The sequence below is a fragment of the Motiliproteus sp. MSK22-1 genome, assembly GCF_001968815.1.
Lineage (GTDB): Bacteria > Pseudomonadota > Gammaproteobacteria > Pseudomonadales > Balneatricaceae > Motiliproteus.
Genome location: NZ_MIEQ01000020.1, coordinates 22,828 through 47,297 on the forward strand (window position 1 = coordinate 22,828; position 24,470 = coordinate 47,297).

Below are 24,470 nucleotides of genomic sequence, written 5' to 3' on the forward strand. Positions count from 1 at the left end.
AAAATATTCTGTCAAAAAAAAAACCCCGTTCAATCGAACGGGGCTTTACTATTCAAGGCGAGCCATTAAAGCCCGCAAACTAAAAATCAACCTAAATATGGCGTACCTGGTCAATTTCATACTCAACCCCACCATTAGGGGTTTTGACCACTACGACATCACCCTCTTCTTTGCCGATAAGCGCTCTGGCAATTGGCGAGTTGACTGAGATTTTCTTGTGCTTTAGATCAGCTTCATCATCTCCAACAATCTGGTAACAAACTGTATCATCAGTATCCAGATTAATGATATCCACTGTCGTGCCAAAAATAACTTTTCCAGTTTGAGGAATCTTGGTGACATCAATCACCTGAGAACCTGAAAGCTTGCTTTCAATTTCCTTTATCCGTCCCTCGGTAAACCCCTGCTGCTCACGAGCCGCATGGTATTCGGCATTTTCTTTTAGATCACCGTGTTCACGAGCCTCGGCAATCGCCTGAATAATCCGTGGACGCTCGACAGTTTTAAGTTGGTTGAGTTCTTCACGGAGCTTCTGCTCACCATGAATCGTCATTGGTACTTTATTCATACACTAATACCTGCATGTAATTCCTGTAGGCTACGGACGTCCTTCTCTTCACCAAATTGTAACGCTTCAACTTCCGCTTCAGCACCCGCCAGGGTCGTGGTATACGGTATTTTATGTTGCAACGCAGAGCGGCGAATTTCGGCTGAGTCCCGAATAGCACTACGACCTTCAGTGGTGTTTACCACATATACGATTTCGTCGTTCTTTATCATATCGACGATATTTGGCCGACCTTCGGTCACCTTATTAACAAGTTCCGCACCAATACCATTGTCGGCCAATAATTGATGGGTTCCTGCTGTGGCAACCAGTTCAAAGCCTAGCTCAACCAAGGACTTGGCGACAGCCAAGGCCCCTGGCTTGTCTACATCACGAACACTCACAAAAGCCTTACCCGGCTCCGGCAATATTTCATTTGTTCCGATATGTGCTTTGGAAAACGCTTCTCCGAAACTGGTACCCACGCCCATCACTTCCCCGGTAGATTTCATCTCTGGACCGAGAATCGGATCAACACCCTGGAACTTATTAAACGGGAATACAGCCTCTTTAACACAGTAGTATGGTGGAATAATCTCCCGAGTGAAGCCTTGCTCTTCCAGACTGGTACCAGCCATGACTCGCGCTGCTATTTTTGCCAGAGATGCACCGATGCACTTGGAAACAAAAGGTACCGTCCGAGAAGCACGAGGGTTGACTTCAATAACATAGATCTCGCCATCCTGATAGGCCAGCTGAGTATTCATCAGGCCGACAACACCAAGCTCCAGCGCCATCATCGACACTATTTCACGCATTCTGTCCTGAACATCATCTGCCAGATTATATGGCGGAAGAGAACAAGCCGAATCACCGGAATGTACGCCACACTGCTCGATATGCTGCATAATCGCGCCAATAACGACTTTCTCCCCATCGCAGACCGCATCAATATCCACTTCGATCGCCGCAGATAAAAAACGGTCTAACAAAACGGGTGCATCATTAGAGACCTGCACAGCTTCGTTCATATAACGACGCAACTCTTCGTCGTTGTAAACGATCTCCATGGCCCGTCCACCCAGCACATATGAGGGGCGGACAACCATCGGATACCCGATCTGTTCCGCTTTAACGATCGCTTCTTCCAGGCTTCGTACGGTGGCGTTCTCAGGCTGTTTCAGATTCAGCCGCTGGATCATTTGCTGGAAACGCTCACGATCTTCAGCACGGTCAATCGCTTCTGGGCTGGTGCCGATAATCGGTACACCTGCAGCTTCTAGCGCAACGGCCAGCTTCAGCGGAGTTTGCCCACCATACTGCACTATCACACCTTTCGGCTGCTCAACATTCACGATTTCCAGAACATCTTCCAGCGTTACCGGCTCAAAATATAGACGATCAGAAGTATCGTAGTCGGTTGAAACCGTTTCCGGATTACAGTTAACCATAATGGTTTCGTAGCCATCTTCACGCATCGCCAGTGCAGCATGAACACAGCAGTAGTCAAACTCAATGCCCTGGCCAATACGGTTTGGACCACCACCGAGAACCATGATCTTGTCTCGATCACTGGGATTAGCCTCGCACTCTTCTTCATAAGTGGAGTACATATAAGCAGTATCGGTCGCAAATTCTGCTGAACAGGTGTCAACACGCTTATACACAGGTCGCAAGCCCATGCCATGCCGACGCTTACGGAATTCTTTTTCAGTCACGCCTAACAGCTTGGCCAGTCGCCCATCTGAAAAGCCTTTGCGTTTTAAGCGATAGACCAGATCTTTGCTTAATTCACTCAAAGCCAGCTTGGAAACCGCTTGCTCTTCTTTAATCAGGTCTTCCAATTGAACCAGGAACCAGTGATCAACACCGCTGAGCTGATAAATTTCGTCAACGGAAAGACCAAAGCGCAACGCATCACCGATATACCAGATACGATCTGAACCGGGATTCTTTAATTCACGCACCAGAGTGTCACGGGCATCTTTTGATTCCAAATCAACAATAGGATCAAATCCTTCAACACCAACTTCCAACCCTCGAAGTGCCTTCTGCATGGATTCCTGCAAAGTACGGCCAATAGCCATCACTTCACCCACAGATTTCATCTGAGTGGTTAGCCGGTCATTGGCCTGGGGGAATTTCTCAAATGCAAAACGTGGAATTTTAGTCACCACGTAATCAATGGCAGGCTCAAAAGAAGCAGGAGTGCGACCGCCTGTGATATCGTTCTGCAATTCGTCCAGGGTGTATCCCACCGCCAGCTTGGCAGCAACTTTAGCAATAGGGAAGCCGGTGGCTTTAGAAGCCAGAGCAGATGAACGGGATACCCTTGGATTCATCTCGATAACAACCAGGCGCCCGGTTTTTGGATCCATGCCAAATTGCACATTTGAGCCGCCGGTTTCAACACCAATTTCACGCAACACCGCCAGAGATGCATTCCGCATGATCTGGTATTCTTTGTCCGTCAGGGTTTGTGCCGGAGCAACGGTGATTGAGTCTCCCGTATGCACACCCATCGCGTCAAAATTCTCAATCGCGCAGACAATGATGCAGTTATCGTTCTTATCACGAACGACCTCCATCTCATATTCTTTCCAACCAATCAGAGACTCATCGATCAACAGCTCACTGGTGGGAGATAAATCCAATCCTCGTTCACAGATTTCAACAAACTCTTCTTTGTTGTAGGCAATACCTCCGCCGGTCCCCCCCATAGTAAAGGATGGACGAATAATACAGGGAAAGCCCAATTGCCCCTGGACCTGCATTGCTTCTTCCAGACTGTGAGCGATTGCTGCACGTGGACACTCCAGGCCGATAGACTTCATCGCCTTATCAAATCGATCGCGGTCTTCTGCTTTATCAATGGCATCCTGGGTAGCACCGATCATTTCAACATCAAACTGATCAAGAACCCCTTCACGGGCAAGATCCAGCGCACAGTTCAATGCTGTTTGACCGCCCATTGTCGGCAACAATGCATCAGGGCGTTCCTTCTCAATGATCTTGGCAACAGTCTTCCAATGAATCGGCTCGATATAGGTCGCATCCGCCATCGCTGGATCAGTCATAATGGTGGCTGGGTTGGAGTTCACCAGAATAACGCGATAGCCCTCTTCACGCAGAGCCTTACAGGCTTGGGCGCCAGAGTAGTCAAACTCACAGGCCTGACCGATAATGATCGGACCTGCGCCCAGGATTAGAATGCTTTTTAAGTCAGTACGTTTTGGCATTTATCAGAACCGGTATTGTTTGTTCAATATAAAAGCTGTTCAGCAAAACAGTTACTCATTACCTGCTGGGAGTGCGCCGATGCGCACACCCACCCCTTAGTTAACGACGGGCCTGCATTGAATCGATAAAACGATCAAACAGTGGTGCCACATCGTGAGGGCCAGGACTTGCTTCAGGGTGTCCCTGGAAGCTAAAGGCCGACTTATCCGTTCGCTCGATACCTTGTAACGAGCCATCAAATAACGACTTGTGCGTAGCACTCAGATTGTCAGGAAGGGATTCTTCATCAACGGCAAAACCGTGGTTCTGGCTGGTAATCATCACAACACCGGAATCCAGCTGCTGAACAGGATGATTGGCGCCATGATGACCAAACTTCATCTTGATGGTTTTAGCACCGCTGGCAAGAGACAACAGTTGATGTCCCAGGCAGATACCAAAAATGGGCAGGTCAGCATCCAGAATTTCTTTGATCGCGGCAATAGCATAGTCGCAAGGCTCTGGATCACCAGGGCCGTTAGACAAGAACACACCATCAGGATTCAACGCCAAAACGTCTTTTGCCGGAGTCTGGGCCGGAACCACCGTCAGCTTACAGCCACGCTCGACCAGCATCCGAAGAATATTGCGTTTAACACCAAAGTCATAAGCAACAACGTGGAACGGCGATTCCTCTGCAGCTACACCGTAACCGTCGACCAGATCCCAGGTGGATTCAGTCCACTCATAGGGGCTGTCAACAGTCACTTCCTTCGCCAGATCCATCCCTTTCAAGCCAGGGAAAGCGTTGGCTAGCTCTACCGCTGCCGACTCGTCTTCAACGACCGCATCGCCAGTGATAATGCAGCCATTTTGTGCGCCTTTCTCCCGTAGAATCCGGGTCAGACGACGGGTATCAATATCAGCAATGCCAATAATATTTCGTGCCTTAAGGTAGTCTGACAGGGACTGCTCACTGCGCCAGCTACTGGCGACCAGTGGTAAATCGCGAATAACCAATCCAGCAGCCCAGATATTGGCAGACTCTTCATCTTCGGAGTTGATACCGGTATTGCCGATATGTGGATAAGTCAGAGTTACGATTTGCCGTGCATAGGAAGGATCGGTCAGGATCTCCTGGTAGCCGGTCATCGAGGTATTAAATACCACCTCGCCACTAGTCTGTCCCTCAGCACCAATGGCTATGCCCCTGAAAATGCTACCGTCAGCCAAGGCCAGAATGGCTGGTCTAGTCAATGTCGCCTCTCCCACAAAAAACTTCGATGAATTCGAATTTCAACTACTGGAATTTTCACTACCAAACAGAAAAAACAGTAAATTCAAGACTTTATCTACAAAAAGCGGGATGCAAATCAATCATTGCATCCCGCTTTTTATCAATTATTCCAACCGACCACTTTGACGTGGCCAAATTCGCTGCATACTACTAAAAAATGAGCCATAAATCTAGATGGTCGGCCATCTCAAAACAAATAGTCAAAATCAAGGAACAATTAAACAATTACCTCTGAATAAGATAACATCCACACATACCAGCTCAATGCATTTAACTGATAGAAAAAACCCGCTGAACCAGAAGGCACAGCGGGTTTTTATTACATCAAGAGTACTCTAAATCAAAGCTGGCTAAATACCGGCTATCTTAAAGCCTCCCAGGTTCAGATATTTACTTCTCAACCATACCTTTTACAACAGCAACTACGCGACGGTTTTCGCGACGACCTTCTTTGGTTTTGTTGGATGCAACAGGGCGAGTTTCACCATAACCTTCTGCTTTAACACGGTTTTTAGCGATACCATATTTGTTAACCAGGTCATTAGCAACGGCTTGCGCACGACGCAGAGACAACTGCTGGTTATATGCTTCTTTACCAGTGCTGTCAGTATGACCTTCGATGTAAGCCAGAGAACCCGGTGCTTTTTTCATAAAGTCAGCAACACGTGCAATTTCACCATCGTACGCTCTGGTTACTACGGCAGAATCAAGTGCAAAGTAAACATTCAGATTAACTTCCATCAGTACCTGAGCCTTGATCTCACAGCCATTCACATCAACTGTAGCACCAGGAGGTGTTCTCAAGCACTTGTCCTTATAGTTAGGTACACCGTCATTGTCACTGTCTAATGGGCAACCATCACGGTCAACCAGTACACCTGCAGGAGTGTTCGGGCACTTATCGTTAACATCAACAACACCATCACCATCACTATCAGACGGAGTTACCATTGGAGCAGGTATATCGTCACAACCTTCAACCCGGGATCCTGCGAACCAGTCCTTACCCCTGACACAGTCCCCATTACTATCTTTAACAAATACTCCGTTGGAATCATGCCAGTAGACGTCATGATTCTGCTTACCAGTATCATGAGCAAGAGCAGCTACAGGTAGACTAAACATTGCTACAACCGCTGACGTAATGAGCATTTTCTTCATTCTATATCTCCTTGAAAAAACAAAATTCGGCATAGTATAACCAATCCGAATCACAACATGTTCTGATTTGTTCGGCACCACACCGGCAAACCATTGTTTTGATGCGCAAACACCCACACACGAAACCAGACACTTATTTTTTATAACACAACTGTTTATAAATGCAGATCTAAGCGCTGTCCACTCAAATACCGGATAACTATCAAAAAAAGTCAAAATTCACCGGCATCAGGCCCATACATTGCCTGACAACATCAAGAACTATTTCAGTCCGAGAACGTCCTGCATATCATACAAGCCCTTATCCGCTTGCATTAACCAGGTAGCGGCCCGAGCCGCACCTTTTGCGAAAGTCATCCGACTACTGGCTTTGTGAGTAATCTCAACCCGCTCACCTTCAGTCGCAAACAACACGGTGTGCTCTCCAACAATGTCGCCCGCACGGATAGTTTCGAAACCAATCTCTTTATCACTACGGGGACCGATCTGGCCTTCACGACCATAAACCGCACACTCACTTAGATCCCGCCCCAGAGTTTCGGCAATCACTTCACCTAACCGCAAGGCCGTCCCTGAAGGAGAATCCACTTTATGCCGATGATGAGCTTCGATCACTTCGATATCGTACTCATCCCCCATTACTTCGGCAGCTAGCGCCAGAAGTTTAAAACAAAGATTAACGCCAACACTCATGTTTGGCGCAAACACAACGCCAATGGTTTCACCGGCCTTAGCAATCTCTGCCTTTTGCTGCTCGTTAAAGCCAGTGGTTCCAATAACGATTTTTTTACCGTTCCGACGACAGATTTCCAGATTCTCAAGGGTCAGCTCAATTGACGTGAAGTCGATAAGCACATCGAATGCATCCAGCACTTCTGTCAAGGCTCCGACCGCTTTGACTCCAATCTTACCGGCGCCAACCAGCTCACCGATATCAGCCCCCAGCAAGCTGCTGTTCGGATTAATGATTGCCGCCGTCAGTTCAACCCCTTCAGCCTCCATCACCGCCTGCAGCAAATTTTTACCCATCCGGCCGGCAGCGCCAGTAATAGCAATACGCGTCATAGTACTTTCCTGGTCAATTTATAGTACTTTCCTGGTCACTTTATCGTACTTTTCTAGTCAGTTCCCAGACTACATGTCCTCAAAGAACTTCTTCACGCCATCAAAGAAGGAGGTTTTCTTAGGTGAATGTTTTTCATACTTTTCATCAAGACTGGCCTGAAATTCCCGCAGCAGCCCTTTCTGCTTACTGCTTAGATTGACAGGTGTCTCAACGAGAATACGACACATCAGATCCCCAGGAGAGCCGCCTCGCACAGGAGTGACACCTTTCGCCCGCAATCGGAACATCTTGCCACTTTGAGTTTCAGCAGGAACCTTAAGCTTAACTCTGCCATCTAAGGTCGGCACCTCTAATTCCCCACCCAGGGCGGCGTCAACAAAACTAATCGGAACCTCACAGTAAAGATTACGGCCATCTCGCTCAAAAATGGCATGATCTCGAACAGACACCTGAACAAACAGATCGCCGGACGGCCCACCATGCACACCTGCCTCACCTTCACCAGCAAGACGAATTCGATCACCGGTATCAACACCGGCAGGAATTTTAACCGATAAGGTTTTGCTTTCTTCTACGCGCCCACGGCCATGGCAGTCATGGCAGGGATCCTTGATGATCTTACCTTCCCCATGACAAGCAGGACATGTCTGCTGCACAGAAAAGAAACCTTGCTGCATTCGTACCTGACCAATCCCCCCACAGGTACCGCACTGCTGTGGCGTTGAGCCTGCTTTAGCTCCACTACCGCTGCAGGTTTTACAACCTACCAGAGTTGGTATGCGGATTTTTTTCTCAACCCCTTTTACAGCCTCCTCAAGGTCCAGCTCAATGGTGTATCGAAGGTCCGCCCCCCGCTGCACATGACTACGACGACTACCGCCTCCGCCGCCAAAAATATCACCAAAGACATCTCCGAATACATCGCCGAACCCGCCTGTACCTCCAAACCCTCCAGCACCACCATTAGGATCAACACCCGCATGACCATACTGATCATAGGCAGCCTTTTTCTGAGCGTCAGAGAGTACTTCGTAGGCCTCGTTAGCCTCTTTAAAGCTTTCTTCCGCACCTTTGTCATCGGGGTTACGGTCGGGATGGTGCTTCATCGCCATCCGGCGATAAGCCTTTTTAATATCCCGATCAGATGCGTCTTTGGAGACGCCAAGAACTTCGTAATAATCTCTCTTGGACATGGCAGATTGTCTCAGTCAAACAGTTGGCCAGCACAGATGGCCGGGTAGACTTGGATGCAAAAACGGCAACGCAGGAATAATCCCACGTTGCCGGCTTAGACGTTGATGTTGCCCGACCTCAGATTGAGTATCGAACAACACCTGAAGTAATCGACAAAGCGATTACTTTTTGTCGTCTTTTACCTCTTCAAACTCAGCGTCGACCGCATCGTCAGCTGATTGAGCTTCAGCACCGGCATCTTCACCTGCACCTGCTTGAGCCTGGGCTGCTTGCTCAGCATACATTTTCTGAGCAACAGGAGAGACGGCTTCAGTAAGGGCAGTTGTTTTAGCTTCAATCGCTTCCTTGTCTTCACCCTTCAATACTTCTTCCAGCTCAGAGATTGCGGTTTCAATCGCTTCCTTCTCACCAGCTTCAACCTTATCTCCAGCTTCTTCCAGAGTCTTCTTAGCTGAATGGACCAGGCCATCGGCAGTATTGCGAACCTGGATCATTTCCTCAAACTTGGCATCTTCAGCAGAATGGGCTTCTGCATCAGCAACCATCTTTTCGATATCTTCATCAGACAATCCGGAAGAGGCCTTGATTACGATAGACTGTTCTTTTCCTGTCGCCTTATCCTTTGCTGACACATTGAGAATACCGTTAGCATCCAGATCAAAGCTGACCTCAATCTGAGGCATTCCACGAGGTGCAGGAGGAATATCAGCCAGATCAAAACGTCCCAAGGACTTATTCTGGGCAGCTTGCTTACGTTCACCCTGAACTACGTGAATCGTAACCGCGCTTTGATTGTCATCTGCTGTAGAGAAAATCTGCGATTTCTTGGTCGGAATAGTCGTATTCTTATCAATCAAAGATGTAGCAACGCCACCCATGGTTTCAATACCAAGTGTCAACGGAGTAACATCAAGCAGCAATACGTCTTTCACCTCTCCAGACAGTACAGCACCTTGAATCGCCGCACCCATGGCTACCGCTTCATCAGGGTTAACGTCTTTACGAGCTTCTTTACCGAAGAACTCTTTAACCTTCTCCTGAACCAAAGGCATACGAGTCTGACCACCCACCAGAATCACATCTTCGATTTCAGAGTTGGACAGGTCTGCATCTTTCAGTGCTTGAGCGCAAGGAATAAGGGTCCGGGCAACCAGCTCTTCAACAAGGGACTCCAGTTTGGCTCGAGTCACTTTCACATTCAAATGCTTAGGTCCACTAGCATCAGCGGTGATATATGGCAGATTCACATCAGTCTGCTGACTGGAAGAAAGCTCAACCTTAGCTTTTTCTGCAGCTTCTTTAAGACGCTGTAAAGCCAGTGGGTCATTATGAAGATCAATACCACTTTCTTTCTTAAACTCTGCGGCCAAATACTCAATCAAACGCAGGTCAAAGTCTTCACCACCCAGGAAGGTGTCACCATTGGTAGAAAGCACTTCAAACTGGTGCTCACCATCAACTTCTGCAATTTCGATGATGGAAATATCAAAAGTACCACCACCCAGATCGAAAACAGCAACCGTACGATCACCTGTTTTCTTGTCCATTCCATAAGCCAGAGCGGCAGCAGTAGGCTCGTTAATGATTCGCTTAACTTCCAGGCCAGCGATTTTTCCTGCATCTTTAGTCGCTTGACGCTGAGAATCATTAAAGTACGCAGGAACGGTGATTACCGCTTCAGTAACGCTTTCACCAAGATAATCCTCAGCAGTCTTCTTCATCTTTTTGAGAATTTCAGCAGAAACTTGCGGTGGAGCCAGCTTCTGATCCTTGACATTAACCCAAGCATCGCCGTTGTCGGCTTCAATAATCTTATAAGGCACCATTTTGATGTCTTTCTGGACGACATCATCTTTAAAGCGTCGGCCAATCAAACGCTTAATAGCAAACAGCGTGTTATTCGGGTTGGTCACCGCCTGACGCTTAGCAGACTGGCCTACCAAAATTTCACTATCATCTGTGTACGCAATAATAGAAGGCGTTGTACGATCACCCTCGGCATTCTCGATAACTTTGGTTTTATCACCGTCGAGAATTGCCACACATGAATTAGTGGTCCCCAGGTCGATACCAATCACTTTACCCATTTTCAACTCCAGATCGTTCTAGGTTCGGGAGAAATTCAACCGCAACCGTTATATTCGTAAACTTTTTAAACTATATTGGTCTGTTTTTTCCAGATTCAAGCCTGATCGTCGATTTTTGGTGCAGCTTGAGGAGCAGCCTTTGAAACCATCACCATTGCCGGACGAACCAATCGACCATTCAACTGATAACCCTTTTGCATTACATGCAAAACCGTATTGGGCTCAACTTCAGCATTTTCCACCATCGACATGGCCTGATGTAGCTGAGGATCAAATGGCTCACCTTCCGGATTAACGGATTCAACATTGAATTTTTTAAGCGCTGCCACAAACATATTCAGGGTCAGTTCAACCCCATCGCGAATAGCGCCAATCCCAGCTTCTTCGGACTGAGCAGATTCAATCGCCCGCTCCAGACTATCAACCACCGGTAACAACTCGTTGGTGAACTTCTCCAGAGCATATTTATGTGCCTTTTCCACATCCTGCTCAGCACGACGGCGAACATTCTGCGCTTCTGCATGAGCACGCAACACCTGATTTTTGGCGTCAACCAACTCAGCCTGTGCTTTCTCAAGCTCACTCTGAAGCAATTCCGCAGAAGCTTCCTGGACCTCTGCTCCTGGTACAGAGTCGGCCTCCAAACCTTCAACTTCTTCGATAACCGCAGACTCTTTAACTTCTTCAGCCTGTGCTTCCTGAGCCACTTCTTTTTCCGACACGCAAACCTCCAGATCCACTAAGCAACAAGTTCAATACGCTTCTAAGTCCCCTATATGGGGGTTGCCGATTACGATTCAACCCTTAATCTTCAACTGATCAAAATTAACGCAATCAGACATCAAGTGAACTCCAAAATCAGGCTAGGTACTGACAATCAACGGCTATTCATACTTGTTTTCAAGACCTGCAATCTGGGATAAAAAAGTCACTTTCAAAGGGCTGGCGAGATTCGCAAAACTACTGTATAAATAAACATATCAATCAATACCGAGAGCGAGACCATGCTAACCCAACTGAGCATTCGAAATTTTACGCTGATTGATCATCTTGACCTTGAATTGGACCGGGGGATGACCGTTATCAGCGGAGAAACAGGCGCGGGCAAATCAATAATGCTGGATGCTCTCGGGTTAACTCTCGGGGATCGCGCCGATTCAGACATGGTCAGGAACGGCACTGAAAGAGCCGATATCAGTGCATGTTTTGACATCACTGCAATTCCAAGTGCCAAAAGCTGGCTGAAAGAGCAGGATCTGGCCAACAACGATGACTGCCTGTTGCGTCGCGTAGTCAGCCGCAACGGCCGCTCCCGCGCCTATATCAACGGACACCCCGTACCACTGCAAAGCTTACGAAACCTAGGCGAGCGACTGATAGACATACATGGCCAGCACGAGCATCAACGCCTGCTAAAAAAAGAGTCTCACTCTCTGTTGCTTGATGCCGTTGGTCACTTATCAGAACAAACCGGTGAGGTCTCCTCACTGTTCAAAAAATGGAAAAAACTCTCGCTTCAGCTGGAGAGAATTCAACAGCAATCAGAAGAGCAAAACGCCCAACAGCAGTTGCTGACTTATCAGGTCCAGGAACTAGATTTGTTATCCCCTCAACAAGATGAACTCGCCAGCCTTGAAGCAGAGCAGAAACAACTATCCAACGCCGGGGATCTGATGCAGGGTGCCAACCATATTCGCCATCTCACCACTGAAGGAGAAGACAGCAACTGCAGCGATCTGCTGAACCAGAGTTTACAACAGCTGGCACAGTTAAATGCTGACTCGGTCCAACTGGAAAACTCCAGGGAAATGCTCAACTCCGCTCTTATTCAGATAGAAGAAGCCTCTTCGGAACTTGAAGCCTACCTTTCACAGCTCGAAATCAATCCTCAGCGACTGAATCAGGTAGAGGAACGGCTCAGTGAATTTTACCAAATTGCCCGCAAGCATCAGATCTCACCAGAACAACTCTATGAACTGCACCAAACCCTGAGCGACAAGCTTGCCGCCATGACGATGTCTGATGATGCGATAGAAGAACTACAAGCTCATGCTGACGAAGCTCGAGACCTGTACATGGAAAAGGCAGCACAACTCAGTACCGATCGCCAGCGAACGGCAGAAAGCTTGAATTCAAAGATCAATGAACAGCTACAGCTATTGGGTATGCCAGCCAGCCGCTTCCTTGTTGGCATAACAGAAAAACCACCTTGCTCCAATGGGATGGAGGATGTTGAGTTTCTGATTAGCACAAACCCAGGACAACCACCAAAGCCTCTTCACAAAGTTGCCTCCGGCGGAGAGCTCTCTCGCATCAGTTTGGCCATTCAAGTGGTAACGGCCCGCGTATCGGCAACCCCTGTGCTAGCCTTTGATGAGGTTGATGTTGGTATTGGAGGTGCAATAGCTGAAGTAGTCGGAAGGCTATTACGGGAACTCGGAGAACATAGTCAGATTCTATGTGTTACCCACCAACCTCAAGTCGCCTCAAGAGGGCATAATCATTTGTACGTCAGCAAACACATTAATCAGGATCAACTGAAAGATGACAGCAGCCATAGTCGAATTCTTATGCTTAGCCCATCAGAACGTGTGAAAGAAATAGCTCGGATGCTTGGGGGTATCGATATAACCCAGCGTTCTTTGGATCATGCAGAAGAAATGCTTGCTTTAGAATAACCGGCTAGTTGCTTAGCCAAAAAAGATGCTCTCTCACTCGTAAAGACATTTTCAACAGAAACTCCAGGCAAGTCATCAGATGATAAAAAAGCCGGTTTTTCCGGCCTTTTTATGTATTTCAAACCAGAGTAAAGCTGTCAGCGCACTATGCTTCTTCACAGTCCTCATTACACACCCCATAGAGATAGAGTGTACGATCAGAAATAGTAAATCCCATATCTTTTGCAATAGATTCCAGTCGTAAATTCAACTCTGTATCGGCAAACTCTTTTACCTTACCGCATTTCACACAAACAATATGGTCGTGCTTCTGGTCATCCGCCAATTCAAATACTGAGTGGCCACCTTCAAAGTGATGCCTAATAACAAGGCCTGCCGCCTCAAATTGCGTCAATACTCTATAAACAGTTGCCAGCCCAACATCTTCCCCGGATTCCATCAGAATTTTATAGATGTCTTCTGCACTCCAGTGATCGCCTTCACCGGCTTTTTCCAGAATCTGGTAAATTTTCACTCGCGGCAGAGTGACTTTAAGACCCGCTTTTCTCAGTTCAGTATTTTCTGATGACATAGTTACAGCCCTAGCTCTATAGGAAAGAGCATCTTTAAAAAGAGCCCTTTAGAAAGAGCCCCTTAGAAAGAGCTCAATAATCCTGTATTATCCGCAATTCGGATCGAGAGTGGAAGCAATTTACAAATGCAAAGAATTATTATTTATGCAGTTCTTCTGTTGACCCTATCAGGGTGCACTTTTTTCCCTGGCGTCCATAAGATCGATATACAGCAGGGCAACATTGTCACTCAGGAAATGGTTGATCAGCTCAGACCAGGAATGACAAAAGATCAGGTGCGTTTTGTGATGGGTACACCGCTTATTCAGGACACATTCCAGAATAATCGCTGGGACTATATATTAACCCTGAAAAAAGGGGGCGATGAACGAGCCCAGGAACGAATGTCGCTGTTCTTTACCGACGGAAAACTCAGCAATTTGAGTGGAGATTTTCGTCCTGGTGCAGCCAAAGACGAATAACCATCTACACTGAGTCGAACAAAGTGAAAGCCATACCTGATCGCTAATGATCACTCTGAGGAGGAGCTGTCTGCCTTAGACTGCTTCTCTTTCAGCTTTGCTGCTCTGTTGGCACGGGCAACCTTTGGATCAATCGTCAGCGGGCGGTAGATTTCCACTCGCGCCCCCTCCTTTAGCACCTCTGTCTTAGGATCACGAATGCTCTTGCCAAAGATTCCCATCGGATCTTCATCAGGATTAATCTGTGGAAACACTTCGACAATGCGGGACCGGATGACCGCATCATAGGCAGTGGAACCCAGCTCAACCTTTACCGGGATAATCTTCTGCTCTTCTGGCAGTGCGTAAGCAACTTCTACGTTGATCATATGAGCCCTAACAGCCTCCTAACCATATTTTTTATCAGCCTGGCTACAGAAGGCTTCTACCATAGCCACTGCAATCTGACTAAACACTTTGCCCATAGCAAGACTGGTCAACTTGCCTGAGAAATCAAAATCCAGTTTTAATGAAACCTTACAGGCTTCCTCACTGAGGCGAGTAAAAGTCCAACACCCCGTCAACGCACTAAACGGACCTTCAACCAGTTCCAAATAAATTTTGCTCGGTGATTCTAAGCGATTACAAGTTGTAAAGCTGTATTTAAGTCCAGCCTTGGCCACATCCACCCTGGCCACCATCTCATCACTGGATTGACTAATAACACTCGAGCCGCTGCACCAAGGCAGAAAATCCGGATAGCTGAGCACATCATTCACCAGATCATACATTTGCTCATCCGTATGCAGTACCAATGCGCTACGATCAACTTGCGTCATACCTTTTTAGCCTCCTATGCTGAAGCCGGTTCTAAAATAAAACACTGACTTAGCACTACACTAGATCTTGCCATTCAAATTGGCGATGAAAATAATCGATATCGCCACAGGTGCCAAAAAACGAATCGTAAAGAGCCATAGGACAAAACCATGTCCTTTTGATATCCCAAGCTCTTCACTGCTGATTGACCGCTTCACCCACCAACCAGCAAAAAGAGTAATAAGAAGCCCGCACAGTGGCAGCAAAATATTGGCTGTCATAAAGTCCAGTAGCTGGAAAATATTCAGTCCTTTAAATCGCCAGTCTTTGCCAACATTAAATGATAACAATGCCCCCACCCCTATCGTCCAGGCACTGATTCCCAAAAAAACACATGCTTGAACTCGGGACAGTTTATAACGTTCCATCAGCCAGGTAACCCCGGGCTCCACCAAAGAAATGGCCGAACTCCAAGCCGCGATAGATACCATCATGAAGAATAGAAAACCAAAAACCTGACCGCCCAGCATGTTCCCAAAAACGATCGGCAGGGTTACAAACATCAGGCCGGGCCCGCTACCGGGGTCCAGTTCATTGGCAAAAACGATTGGAAATATCACCATTCCGGCAACCAGAGCCACCACCGTATCCAATATAACAACGGTTAGTATTGAAGTCGTAATAGACTCTTTTTTCGACATATAGGAACCGTAAACAATCATTGTTCCCATTCCCAGACTCAGGGTAAAAAAGGCATGCCCCAAGGCAACCAAAACAGAATTCCAACTCAACTTTGAGAAATCGGCGTCAAACAGAAAATCAAGGCCTTGACCAAATGAGCCTGAAGTTAAGGCATACATCAGCAGTAGTAACAAAAGCACGAACAATGATGGCATTAAAATACGGATAGCCTGCTCAAGCCCGCGACTAACCCCCCTGATCAACACCCCCATTACCAATATTACAAAGACGCTGTGCCAGATAATCAAGGCTTTAGGATCAGCAAGCAATGCTTCAAACATTGCTTTGAGTTGATCGCTGCCGGCACCGATAAAATTTCCATTAGCTGCATGAAAGACGTAGGCCAGCAACCAACCGGAAACGACGCTGTAAAAAGTGAAGATTAAAAAACCAGCTACCGCACCTGCCAGGCCTACCCACGCCCAGTAAGTTGATACCGACGATTCGGATGCCAGATCCCGCACCGAATAAAAAGAACTTTGACGCCCACGACGCCCAATCATCACCTCCGCCATCATTAACGGAACACCAATGATCGCCACACACGCCAGATAAACAAGGATAAAGGCGCCACCACCGTTCTCCCCTACAATATATGGAAACTTCCATATATTACCGAGACCCACAGTGGAGCCCAGTGCTGCCAGAATAAAAGCCCAGCGACTGCTCCAGGAACCATGAATGGATACTTTATCCTGCATTTAACACTGCCTACCGCGTTCAACCAAGGGCGGCATTGTAAAACAATACCTCTTCGAAACAAGCCAGGTTGAGTAGTTTCTAGACCAAGGTCAAATGAACGACCTTACCGTTAATTCTTATCAGAAGCACAAATTTAGCGATTAACTCCCGCTAATAGGTATCAACCACCAGTAAAGCTCACAACAAATCAACAGCACTACTCAATGGCATTACCGCAGCTGGTTAACAGGTTGTAATCGCGCAGAAATGGTAACCATAGTTGCACTCTTGGTACTCGCATTCAAACGGGAGGCTCTATATAATCGCCGACCATGGCAAAAAATAAACAATCCTCCAATAGTGGCGGCTCCATCGTCCGAAATAAACGCGCACGCTTTGACTATCATATCGAAGATAAGTTTGAAGCGGGCTTAGTCCTGTCCGGCTGGGAAGTCAAAAGCATTCGTGCAAATAAAGTTCAGCTGGTGGATTCCTATATTCTCCTTAAAGATCAGGAAGCCTGGTTGGTTGGCTGCCATATTACGCCCTTGCAAACGGCTTCCAGCCATGTGGTTGCAGAACCAACCCGCGCCCGAAAACTGCTGTTAAATAAGCGGGAACTTTCCAGACTGTTCTCCTCCACAGAGCAGAAGGGCCATACCTGCGTTGCTCTCTCTCTTTATTGGAAAGGCAGTCGGGTTAAGTGCGAAATAGCACTGGCCAAAGGCAAGAAAGATCATGATAAGCGAGCCACAGAAAAAGATCGCGACTGGGGACGCCAGAAACAGCGCATTATGGGTAGGGGTTAGAAGCCGGGTGCACTCAAGGGCACTCTGATTGCAAAGCAAGCCCCTTTACCCTCTGAGCTTTTGCACCCAATACTCCCTCCCAGCGTGTCTCTGACAAGCGTCTGGATAACATGCAACCCTAAACCACTGCCTCCTCCTTGACGGTTGCTGGTGTAGTACTTATCAAAGATCTTATCCAGATTCTCCTTGGCGATTCCTTTTCCATCATCGCTGTAATCAATGACCAACTCACTTCCCTGGCACTGTACAACAAACTTTATATTACCTTTACGCCCCTCTTCAAAACCATGAATCAAAGAATTGTTGACAAGGTTAGTAATAATACCGGCAAAGGCTCCAGGGTAACTGTCTATCACCAGGGTTTCCGAACAGTCTACCTCTATCTGATGCCCTGTCTGTTTAAGCTTAGGACTCAGAGTTAACAAAACACTCTCAATATACTCCTTGAGATTAAAATTGCTGACTTCCTCTCGACATTGATCCACAACCACACGGCGGTAGCTTTGAATCAATTTTGCGGCCCGCTCAATATTCGAGACAGCTAAGGTGCTACTTTCTCGGGAAACATTAATGTAATTTGCAAAGTCCTGTCGTGTTAACCCCCCTTCCTCAACCTTTTGCTGCAACACCTGGCCTTCTTGAATTAAGTTAGTCAGAGCGGTCAGGCAAATACCCACCGGGGTACCTACTTCATGGGCAAATTCTCCAACCAACTCCCCCAAAGACGCCAAACGGGTATTGTTAATCAGCTGCTCTTGCTGAGAATCCAGCACCTGCCTGTTTTGTTCATTGTGCTGTCGCAGTTTTTCGATCAGTTCATCTCGAATTCTGAACAATGCCTGGGTTTGCAAGTGGGCTCTGGTACGCGCACAAACCTCTTCTTGACGCACCGGTTTGGTAATGTAGTCAACGGCGCCGATATGAAACCCCTCTACAACATCTCGGGTATCTGTTTTACCGGTGACGAAGATTACCGGGATGCCCCGAGTCGGCCCAAGAGATTTCAGTCGTCGACAGGTTTCGAAACCATCCATATCCGGCATCATCACGTCCAGTAAAATCAGATCAGGCTGATCAAGAGTAGCCAGTTTTATAGCCTGCTCACCGTTCGTGGCAAAGGAAACCACATAACCTTCTTCTTCCAGAATCTGATTCAGAATATCAAGATTAGTCGGCATGTCATCAACGATCAGAACTTTACACCCCTCAAGGTTTATGGGTTCATTGGCCATGCTTGATCTCCTTGAGGGTTTCCAGCAGAGACTCTGTATCGTACCTTGCCAGCATCTGACCAAACTCCTGGGCCAACAACTTACCGTCTTTTCCGGATTCCTTAAGCTCAAGCAACAGGTTCTTTAGCTCAGAGATACGATTAAACTGAGCTGCTTCCCATAGTTTTATGTACAAACTTCCGGTGATTGATATCTGTGAAACATCAACCGATGGAGCAGCAACGTCCTGCGGCAGACTCTCCTGATGATCAAACTGAACACCAAGAAAGTCCTCAAGAGACTGGTAGATTTCATCAAATCGAAAGGGTTTAGAGATATAACGATCAAACCCCAGCTCAATATAATGACTTACTTCATGGGCCATGCTAAAGGCAGAAATAGCGACACAGGGCAACGTAGCGGTGTTCTGCTGATTACGAATAATAGTAATCGCTTCATCCCCCCGCATAACCGGCATACGAATATCCATAAAGACGATATCAATGTCACCAGCAGCAATACACTCCAACGCCTTTTGGCCATTTGAAGCTTCCTCAACCTGAGCACCAACCCCTATCAACATTCGCTTGAGTACATCTCGATTGGTTTTGACGTCATCAACAACCAGAACCCTGACTGCACAACCCTTATGTAATTGCTGTACTGGCCGAGAATCTGTTTTTGGGACAAGCACCTCCCCAGAGGTTTCGGGCAGGTTTAGGGTAAAGAAAAAACGGCTCCCTTCGCCTTCAACAGATTCCAGATTTAATTCACTACCCATTAGCTTCAGCTGTTTTGCCGCTATGGATAATCCCAATCCGGTACCTCCTCTGTTAGTACTATTTCGACCCTGATAAAATGAGCCGAATAATAACTCCTGATCATCCTTGGAGATGCCTTGCCCGGTATCAATAACCTCAAAGTGGTAGCTATCCTGAGACGGGCTGGCCAGCTTTAAGGTAATGGACCCTCGGTCTGTGTATTTCACAGCATTGCCCAACAGATTAATCAATACCTGTCTCAATTTTGCCTGATCACCCAGAACCGGTAAGTAGCTCTCACAGCTGTTCTGAATTTTCCAATACAGACTTTTCTGGCTACAGCGATGATCAAACAGCATCGATACATCCCGAATCATCGCCGCCAGATCAAATGTAACCGGATCCAGTTCCATTGCTCCGGCTTCGATTTTGGAAAGATCCAAAACATCATTGATCACATCTAATAAGTGCTCACCAGCCGTATGTATTCCCGCCAGCGTTTGAATCTGGTCAGAGTGCAGTCGTTGATCATGCTGAAGCAACTGCGAATAACCCAGAATGGCGTTCATGGGTGTTCGAATCTCGTGAGACATATTGGCTAAAAAAAGGCTCTTTGCTCGATTGGCAGCCTCAGCCGCCATCGTAGCTTGTTGTAGCTCCTCTGTCCGTCGCTGAACTTTTTCCTCTAATGATTTATTCAGCCCCTCCAGGTGCTCCAACAAGTAAGTGTTTTCATAGGTCAGACAGAATTTTCCAGCGGTTACATCCAGCAGACGAATTTCCCAGTCACTGAGCAAAGGATAATTGTCAAAATACAGTAAAAAGGGTTCTCCTCCCTGGGCACTTTTTAACCGCATGGCAAAGCGATGCCCTTCATAACAGGACTTCCCGCCATGAAGACAGTCATAAAGCCATTGTTGAGTCACTGAATCGAAGGTAACGAATTTGCCGTCATGCCTGCAGGCCCGAATACCATCTCCATCCGCTACCACCGAGTAACCATTGATGGCACCAGAAGCATTCATGGTCAAAGGCAACCGGGAATGCAAGGCCTTGAGAGAGAGTTCAATAAATTGCTCTCTGCCATGAATATCATGAAGCTCATTGGCAGCATCCATGGTTTTCATCAAGCCAAGAAAACATGCATTGGTTTGACGCAGATCCCGGTAGTTTCGAAGACTGGCAACGACAGCGGTACAAAGCCCTGTGCTGGTCAGCTCAGACTTAGGCTTGTAGTCATTGATATCGTAACTGAAAATCACATCTCGTTGAGGAGCCATTCCCGGCTGCCCCGTTCTAAGCACAATACGCACCAAGCTGTTTTTAAGCTCGTCACGTATCGCTTTGACCACCCGTAACCCGGCATCATCAGTCTCCATCACCACATCCAGTAGAATTAACGCGGTGTCGGGAAACTGCTTCAACTTATCAAGTGCATCCTTTCCGGTATAAGCTCGCTCAAACTGTAGTGGACGATCATCAAAGCGAATATTATGTAAAACCAGCTCAGTAACTTTATGGGTCTCAACTTCGTCATCGACGACCAGAATTCTCCAAGGTTCACAGGGTTCTGCAGCTGTAACCTCAGCTTCTTCAGCAAAAAGCTCATCCATCCGGTCTCCCTCCTGCCATATCAACACCATTGACCCGAAGAATACCGACAAACCTCCCTGTTCAACTTCAGACGAATGGCAAAGGGTAAGAGTTAGTATAGACCGCGATGGACAGGAAGGTATTATGCTGATGATAGAACCAGCTGTTGTCTGGAAATTGAAAAAACAGTCAATCTTTAAAAAGCAGCGTTGAACTCACTGGGCAACAGTTGTTAATTACTGGAACAGCCAGCCCTGCAACTGTCGACGCCACACAACCGCATCAGACACCCGATTGGCCTTGATAGTGATTGACGGCAAGACGTGATTCTTCAGCTTCAGCCTTAATGCCAGGGACTCCTCACCATCCCCCTGCACCAGCTGTCGCTCTTCAACAGCGATAACCTGATCAAAACGAATCTTGACAAAACGATCACTGTAAACCAGCGCCAGCTGACGGTTATTCTGGTCAATAAGCAGCGGCGGTACAGAATCGATTCTATGATCAACAACAAAACCTTCGGCCTGCAGCTGCATCACCACATCTCCGGTCTTTTGCGACTGATAGAAAGCCAGTAACAAAATTGGAATTACTAACAGTAACAACTGCTTTTTTTTGCTTGTCATATGATCGTTCTTCGCATGTGTCGCTGTATATCACCGCCCGTTCATGGACTGGTAGAAAGCAGTTTAAGGTTCTTCAACAGTGTCAGGCTGTTTTTACGATAGGCTGTTACTACAGTCCCCTTGTTACTACAGCCCCCTTGTTACTATAGAACGCCCTACTCATTAATGATGATCGTTTGTCCGACATTTACCAGATATTGAGTGACAATAACAATCTTGTAAACACAGGCAGTATCAGTCTAACGGCAATCTATCAGCGCAGAAAACAAAACGGGGAGAGCCTTTTCAGACCCTCCCCGTTTCTGCTGAAACTCGACTAAGGATTGCAACTAACGAACAAAAGCCCGACTAGTCCGCCAACTTTTTATAATGAACACGAGTGGGTTGAGCACCTGAGTCACCCAGGCGCTTTTTCAGATCCTCTTCGTATTCCGTGTAGTTACCTTCAAAGAATAAAGCCTTACTCTCCCCTTCATAAGCAAGAATATGAGTAGCAATACGATCAAGGAACCAGCGATCGTGAGAAATAACCACAGCACAGCCGGGGAATGCCAGCAACGCTTCTTCCAGGGCTCGCAAGGTTTCAACATCGAGATCGTTGGTCGGCTCATCCAAAAGCAGAACGTTACCGCCTTCTTTTAGCAGTTTGGCTAAATGCAGACGATTTCGCTCACCACCGGATAAATCTTTGACAAATTTTTGCTGATCTCCGCCTTTAAAATTAAAGCGGCCCGCATAGGCACGAGAGGAAACTTTGTAATTGCCTACCGTAATAAAATCCTGATTATCTGATATTTCTTCCCAGACAGTCTTAGTTCCATCCAAAGTACGCATCTGGTCAACATAAGCCAACTGCACCGTTTCGCCCACTTTGACAGTTCCGGAATCTGGCTGTTCTTTACCAGCAATCATTTTAAAGAGAGTAGACTTACCTGCACCATTCCCGCCGATCACACCCACAATGGCTCCGGGCGGAATCGTGAAACTAAGATCATCCACCAACAACTTATCACCGTAGGATTTGGATACATTTTCCAAAGAAACAACGTTGTCACCCAGACGTGGTCCTGGTGGAATATATATCTCCTGAGTTTCATTCCGGGTTTGGAAATCTCGGGAATTAAGCTCATCAAACTGCTTGAGGCGAGCCTTGGATTTGGCTTGACGACCTTTAGCACCTTGACGAACCCAATCCAATTCAGCTTGAACCGATTTGCGATGCGCAGCCTCCTGTTTCGCTTCTATTTCCAGCCGCTTTTCTTTCTGTTCCAACCAACTAGAGTAATTCCCTTCATAAGGAATACCATGACCCCGATCCAGCTCAAGAATCCACCCTGCTGCATTATCAAGAAAATAACGATCGTGCGTGATAGCCACAACCGTGCCACTGTAGTCATGAAGAAAACGCTCTAACCAACCCACAGATTCAGCATCCAAATGGTTCGTTGGTTCATCCAGCAACAGCATATCTGGTTTGGCCAACAACAAACGACATAGCGCCACACGACGACGCTCACCACCAGACAGATGCTCGATTTTATCCTCCCAGGGTGGCAGCCGCAGTGCATCGGCAGCCACTTCAAGCTGACGCTCCAGGTTATGAGCATCCACGGACTGGATAATATTCTCCAATCGGGCTTGTTCGGCAGCCAATTTATCAAAATCAGCTTCCGGTTCAGCGTAAGCGGCATAAACCTTGTCCAGTTCAGCCAATGCATCCTTAGCCTCAGAAACCGCCTCCTCAACAACTTCCCGGACTGTCTTGCTATCATCCAGCTCAGGTTCCTGAGGGAGGTACCCAATGTTGATATCGGGTTGCGGACGAGCTTCACCGTTATAGTCCTTATCAACGCCTGCCATGATTTTCAGCAATGTCGATTTACCGGAACCATTCAGTCCCAACACCCCGATTTTTGCGCCGGGGAAAAAAGAAAGTGAGATATCTTTAAGAATTTCACGCTTCGGGGGAACGACCTTACCGACCCGATTCATGGAGAAAACAAACTGTGCCATGCAGAAATGACCTGTTTTAGGTAATGGGTAATGGGTAATGGGTAATGACAGGAATTCTATCTGAACCGGTTATCTATGTGCAGTACAATTTTCGATCATTTTCCGTGCATACAATTCAATAACCATCAACTCGACACGACTACCGGTACCAAATCTTCCTTCCATACTAATCGCGTTACAAACACTCAATCACTTTTTTAAGTTCATCGACAGGAGCGACTGGTCGATGAGTTAACGCTGGCAACAACAAACCTTCCCGACAAAAAGCCATAAGCGCAAAAAGCTGTGTCACCGAAACCTCCTGACCATCTTTTCGCAACTGCTCTGAACACCAGTGTTTCAATTTATTTTCATACTCAGCAAACAACTCACGAATGGCAGCGTCCATCTTGTATTGTTCACCCAGCATAATACTGTAAATCGCCTTCAGCTCGGGATCACTGCCCAGTTCGGAAAACACGGCCAGAATACGATCAAGCGCATCACCATTAACTGTTTTGGCCAGCGCATCCCTTCGCGCCTCAGCTCCATCCAACAACTGCTCCAAACAGGCCTGCCAGAGTGAGAGTTTGGTAGGGAAATTGTTATAGACCGTAGGCTTTGAAACACCCGCCCGCTGAACAACAAGATCAACTGACGACCCCTGATAGCCTCTTTCTGCAAAAAGAGTCAGCGCCGCATCAAGGATCTGCTGTTTCTTCGAAGGTCGTCCACGGCCGATTTTATCTTTGACCACTGCTTCTCCAGCCATGTCGCCCTCTGTCACGTTTTCTTTAAATTCCATGATTTTTAGTCAAACCGTATTTCTCTGTCGATTCCAAGGCTTTTAGGCCGGCTCCAATTATACATCGGCTCGAAGTCATTACTACTTTGACACTACTTCATTGAAGGGCCGCTGAAGAACGATGCGCTGCTTTCCTATTTAAGAAAGCAACTGTTGACTGATTGCAGCAAC

The 24,470-nt window shown here is 47.1% G+C and carries 20 protein-coding genes; 3 read left to right on the plus strand and 17 right to left on the minus strand.

Annotated features, from left to right (window positions below):
* Positions 1-91: 91 nt before the first annotated feature.
* The 8 genes from greA to grpE all read right to left on the minus strand — a co-directional run bounded on the left by greA (position 92) and on the right by grpE (position 11,293).
* Complete coding sequence (gene greA / locus BGP75_RS02120; protein WP_076714595.1) at positions 92-568, minus strand: transcription elongation factor GreA; 477 nt, start codon at positions 566-568, stop codon at positions 92-94.
* A complete protein-coding gene (carB, locus tag BGP75_RS02125; protein ID WP_076714597.1) occupies positions 565-3,786 on the minus strand; it encodes a carbamoyl-phosphate synthase large subunit in 3,222 nt (1,073 codons plus the stop codon). The genes greA and carB overlap by 4 nt, the downstream gene beginning before the upstream one ends.
* A 100-nt stretch (positions 3,787-3,886) precedes the next feature.
* On the minus strand, positions 3,887-5,023 hold the full coding sequence (carA, locus tag BGP75_RS02130) for a glutamine-hydrolyzing carbamoyl-phosphate synthase small subunit (protein ID WP_076714794.1): 1,137 nt from the start codon (positions 5,021-5,023) through the stop codon (positions 3,887-3,889).
* Between the two features lie 430 nt (positions 5,024-5,453).
* Positions 5,454-6,224, minus strand: a complete 771-nt coding sequence (locus BGP75_RS27625; protein WP_076714599.1) for an OmpA family protein — start codon at positions 6,222-6,224, stop codon at positions 5,454-5,456.
* 261 nt (positions 6,225-6,485) lie between these two features.
* Positions 6,486-7,289 (minus strand): 4-hydroxy-tetrahydrodipicolinate reductase, encoded by an 804-nt coding sequence (dapB, locus tag BGP75_RS02140; RefSeq protein WP_076714601.1) that lies wholly within the window; start codon positions 7,287-7,289, stop codon positions 6,486-6,488.
* 69 nt (positions 7,290-7,358) lie between these two features.
* A complete protein-coding gene (dnaJ, locus tag BGP75_RS02145) occupies positions 7,359-8,483 on the minus strand; it encodes a molecular chaperone DnaJ (RefSeq protein WP_076714603.1) in 1,125 nt (374 codons plus the stop codon).
* A gap of 162 nt (positions 8,484-8,645) precedes the next feature.
* A complete protein-coding gene (gene dnaK, locus BGP75_RS02150; protein ID WP_076714605.1) occupies positions 8,646-10,571 on the minus strand; it encodes a molecular chaperone DnaK in 1,926 nt (641 codons plus the stop codon).
* A 95-nt stretch (positions 10,572-10,666) separates the two neighbouring features.
* Positions 10,667-11,293, minus strand: a complete 627-nt coding sequence (gene grpE / locus BGP75_RS02155; RefSeq protein WP_076714607.1) for a nucleotide exchange factor GrpE — start codon at positions 11,291-11,293, stop codon at positions 10,667-10,669.
* Between the two features lie 282 nt (positions 11,294-11,575).
* Between grpE and recN the strand changes: the two genes are divergently transcribed.
* Positions 11,576-13,249, plus strand: a complete 1,674-nt coding sequence (recN, locus tag BGP75_RS02160; protein WP_076714609.1) for a DNA repair protein RecN — start codon at positions 11,576-11,578, stop codon at positions 13,247-13,249.
* 145 nt (positions 13,250-13,394) lie between these two features.
* Here recN and fur read toward each other — a convergent pair whose 3' ends face one another.
* A complete protein-coding gene (gene fur / locus BGP75_RS02165) occupies positions 13,395-13,820 on the minus strand; it encodes a ferric iron uptake transcriptional regulator (protein ID WP_076714612.1) in 426 nt (141 codons plus the stop codon).
* 126 nt (positions 13,821-13,946) lie between these two features.
* Between fur and BGP75_RS02170 the strand changes: the two genes are divergently transcribed.
* Positions 13,947-14,282 (plus strand): outer membrane protein assembly factor BamE, encoded by a 336-nt coding sequence (locus BGP75_RS02170; RefSeq protein ID WP_076714613.1) that lies wholly within the window; start codon positions 13,947-13,949, stop codon positions 14,280-14,282.
* 50 nt (positions 14,283-14,332) lie between these two features.
* Here the strand turns inward: BGP75_RS02170 and BGP75_RS02175 are convergent, their stop codons facing one another.
* From BGP75_RS02175 to BGP75_RS02185, 3 genes are read right to left on the minus strand one after another with little or no spacing between them, the layout of a single operon-like run.
* Positions 14,333-14,650 carry an RnfH family protein gene (locus tag BGP75_RS02175; RefSeq protein WP_198939255.1) on the minus strand — a complete coding sequence of 106 codons (318 nt, stop codon included), beginning with the start codon at positions 14,648-14,650 and terminating at the stop codon, positions 14,333-14,335.
* A gap of 18 nt (positions 14,651-14,668) precedes the next feature.
* Positions 14,669-15,100, minus strand: a complete 432-nt coding sequence (locus BGP75_RS02180; protein WP_076714615.1) for a type II toxin-antitoxin system RatA family toxin — start codon at positions 15,098-15,100, stop codon at positions 14,669-14,671.
* 60 nt (positions 15,101-15,160) lie between these two features.
* Complete coding sequence (locus tag BGP75_RS02185) at positions 15,161-16,522, minus strand: sodium-dependent transporter (RefSeq protein WP_076714617.1); 1,362 nt, start codon at positions 16,520-16,522, stop codon at positions 15,161-15,163.
* Positions 16,523-16,834: 312 nt separating this feature from the next.
* Between BGP75_RS02185 and smpB the strand changes: the two genes are divergently transcribed.
* Entirely contained in the window at positions 16,835-17,311 is a 477-nt protein-coding gene (gene smpB, locus BGP75_RS02190; protein WP_076714619.1) for an SsrA-binding protein SmpB, read from the plus strand.
* Here the strand turns inward: smpB and BGP75_RS02195 are convergent.
* From BGP75_RS02195 to BGP75_RS02215, 5 genes are all read right to left on the minus strand, one after another.
* The gene (locus BGP75_RS02195) at positions 17,308-18,543 is read right to left on the minus strand and encodes a sensor histidine kinase (RefSeq protein ID WP_076714621.1); all 1,236 of its coding nucleotides are present in this window, start codon (positions 18,541-18,543) and stop codon (positions 17,308-17,310) included. The two genes, smpB and BGP75_RS02195, sit on opposite strands and share 4 nt — an antisense overlap.
* Positions 18,533-20,896 (minus strand): response regulator, encoded by a 2,364-nt coding sequence (locus tag BGP75_RS02200; protein WP_076714623.1) that lies wholly within the window; start codon positions 20,894-20,896, stop codon positions 18,533-18,535. Before BGP75_RS02200 ends, BGP75_RS02195 begins: the two co-directional genes overlap by 11 nt.
* Positions 20,897-21,112: 216 nt before the next feature.
* Positions 21,113-21,502 (minus strand): hypothetical protein, encoded by a 390-nt coding sequence (locus BGP75_RS02205; RefSeq protein WP_076714625.1) that lies wholly within the window; start codon positions 21,500-21,502, stop codon positions 21,113-21,115.
* Between the two features lie 348 nt (positions 21,503-21,850).
* Positions 21,851-23,515 (minus strand): energy-dependent translational throttle protein EttA, encoded by a 1,665-nt coding sequence (gene ettA, locus BGP75_RS02210; protein ID WP_076714627.1) that lies wholly within the window; start codon positions 23,513-23,515, stop codon positions 21,851-21,853.
* A gap of 175 nt (positions 23,516-23,690) precedes the next feature.
* Positions 23,691-24,299 (minus strand): TetR/AcrR family transcriptional regulator, encoded by a 609-nt coding sequence (locus tag BGP75_RS02215; protein WP_083704582.1) that lies wholly within the window; start codon positions 24,297-24,299, stop codon positions 23,691-23,693.
* Between the last annotated feature and the right edge of the window lie 171 nt (positions 24,300-24,470).

What these genes read in the sequence shown, in the direction of transcription:
- greA (WP_076714595.1), bottom strand. Translation starts at nt 568, where the DNA reads ATGAATAAAGTACCAATGACGATTCATGGTGAGCAGAAGCTCCGTGAA.
- carB (WP_076714597.1), bottom strand. Translation starts at nt 3,786, where the DNA reads ATGCCAAAACGTACTGACTTAAAAAGCATTCTAATCCTGGGCGCAGGT.
- BGP75_RS27625 (WP_076714599.1), bottom strand. Translation starts at nt 6,224, where the DNA reads ATGAAGAAAATGCTCATTACGTCAGCGGTTGTAGCAATGTTTAGTCTA.
- dapB (WP_076714601.1), bottom strand. Translation starts at nt 7,289, where the DNA reads ATGACGCGTATTGCTATTACTGGCGCTGCCGGCCGGATGGGTAAAAAT.
- dnaJ (WP_076714603.1), bottom strand. Translation starts at nt 8,483, where the DNA reads ATGTCCAAGAGAGATTATTACGAAGTTCTTGGCGTCTCCAAAGACGCA.
- dnaK (WP_076714605.1), bottom strand. Translation starts at nt 10,571, where the DNA reads ATGGGTAAAGTGATTGGTATCGACCTGGGGACCACTAATTCATGTGTG.
- recN (WP_076714609.1), top strand. Translation starts at nt 11,576, where the DNA reads ATGCTAACCCAACTGAGCATTCGAAATTTTACGCTGATTGATCATCTT.
- fur (WP_076714612.1), bottom strand. Translation starts at nt 13,820, where the DNA reads ATGTCATCAGAAAATACTGAACTGAGAAAAGCGGGTCTTAAAGTCACT.
- BGP75_RS02170 (WP_076714613.1), top strand. Translation starts at nt 13,947, where the DNA reads ATGCAAAGAATTATTATTTATGCAGTTCTTCTGTTGACCCTATCAGGG.
- BGP75_RS02175 (WP_198939255.1), bottom strand. Translation starts at nt 14,650, where the DNA reads ATGATCAACGTAGAAGTTGCTTACGCACTGCCAGAAGAGCAGAAGATT.
- BGP75_RS02180 (WP_076714615.1), bottom strand. Translation starts at nt 15,100, where the DNA reads ATGACGCAAGTTGATCGTAGCGCATTGGTACTGCATACGGATGAGCAA.
- BGP75_RS02185 (WP_076714617.1), bottom strand. Translation starts at nt 16,522, where the DNA reads ATGCAGGATAAAGTATCCATTCATGGTTCCTGGAGCAGTCGCTGGGCT.
- smpB (WP_076714619.1), top strand. Translation starts at nt 16,835, where the DNA reads ATGGCAAAAAATAAACAATCCTCCAATAGTGGCGGCTCCATCGTCCGA.
- BGP75_RS02195 (WP_076714621.1), bottom strand. Translation starts at nt 18,543, where the DNA reads ATGGCCAATGAACCCATAAACCTTGAGGGGTGTAAAGTTCTGATCGTT.
- BGP75_RS02200 (WP_076714623.1), bottom strand. Translation starts at nt 20,896, where the DNA reads ATGGATGAGCTTTTTGCTGAAGAAGCTGAGGTTACAGCTGCAGAACCC.
- BGP75_RS02205 (WP_076714625.1), bottom strand. Translation starts at nt 21,502, where the DNA reads ATGACAAGCAAAAAAAAGCAGTTGTTACTGTTAGTAATTCCAATTTTG.
- ettA (WP_076714627.1), bottom strand. Translation starts at nt 23,515, where the DNA reads ATGGCACAGTTTGTTTTCTCCATGAATCGGGTCGGTAAGGTCGTTCCC.
- BGP75_RS02215 (WP_083704582.1), bottom strand. Translation starts at nt 24,299, where the DNA reads ATGGAATTTAAAGAAAACGTGACAGAGGGCGACATGGCTGGAGAAGCA.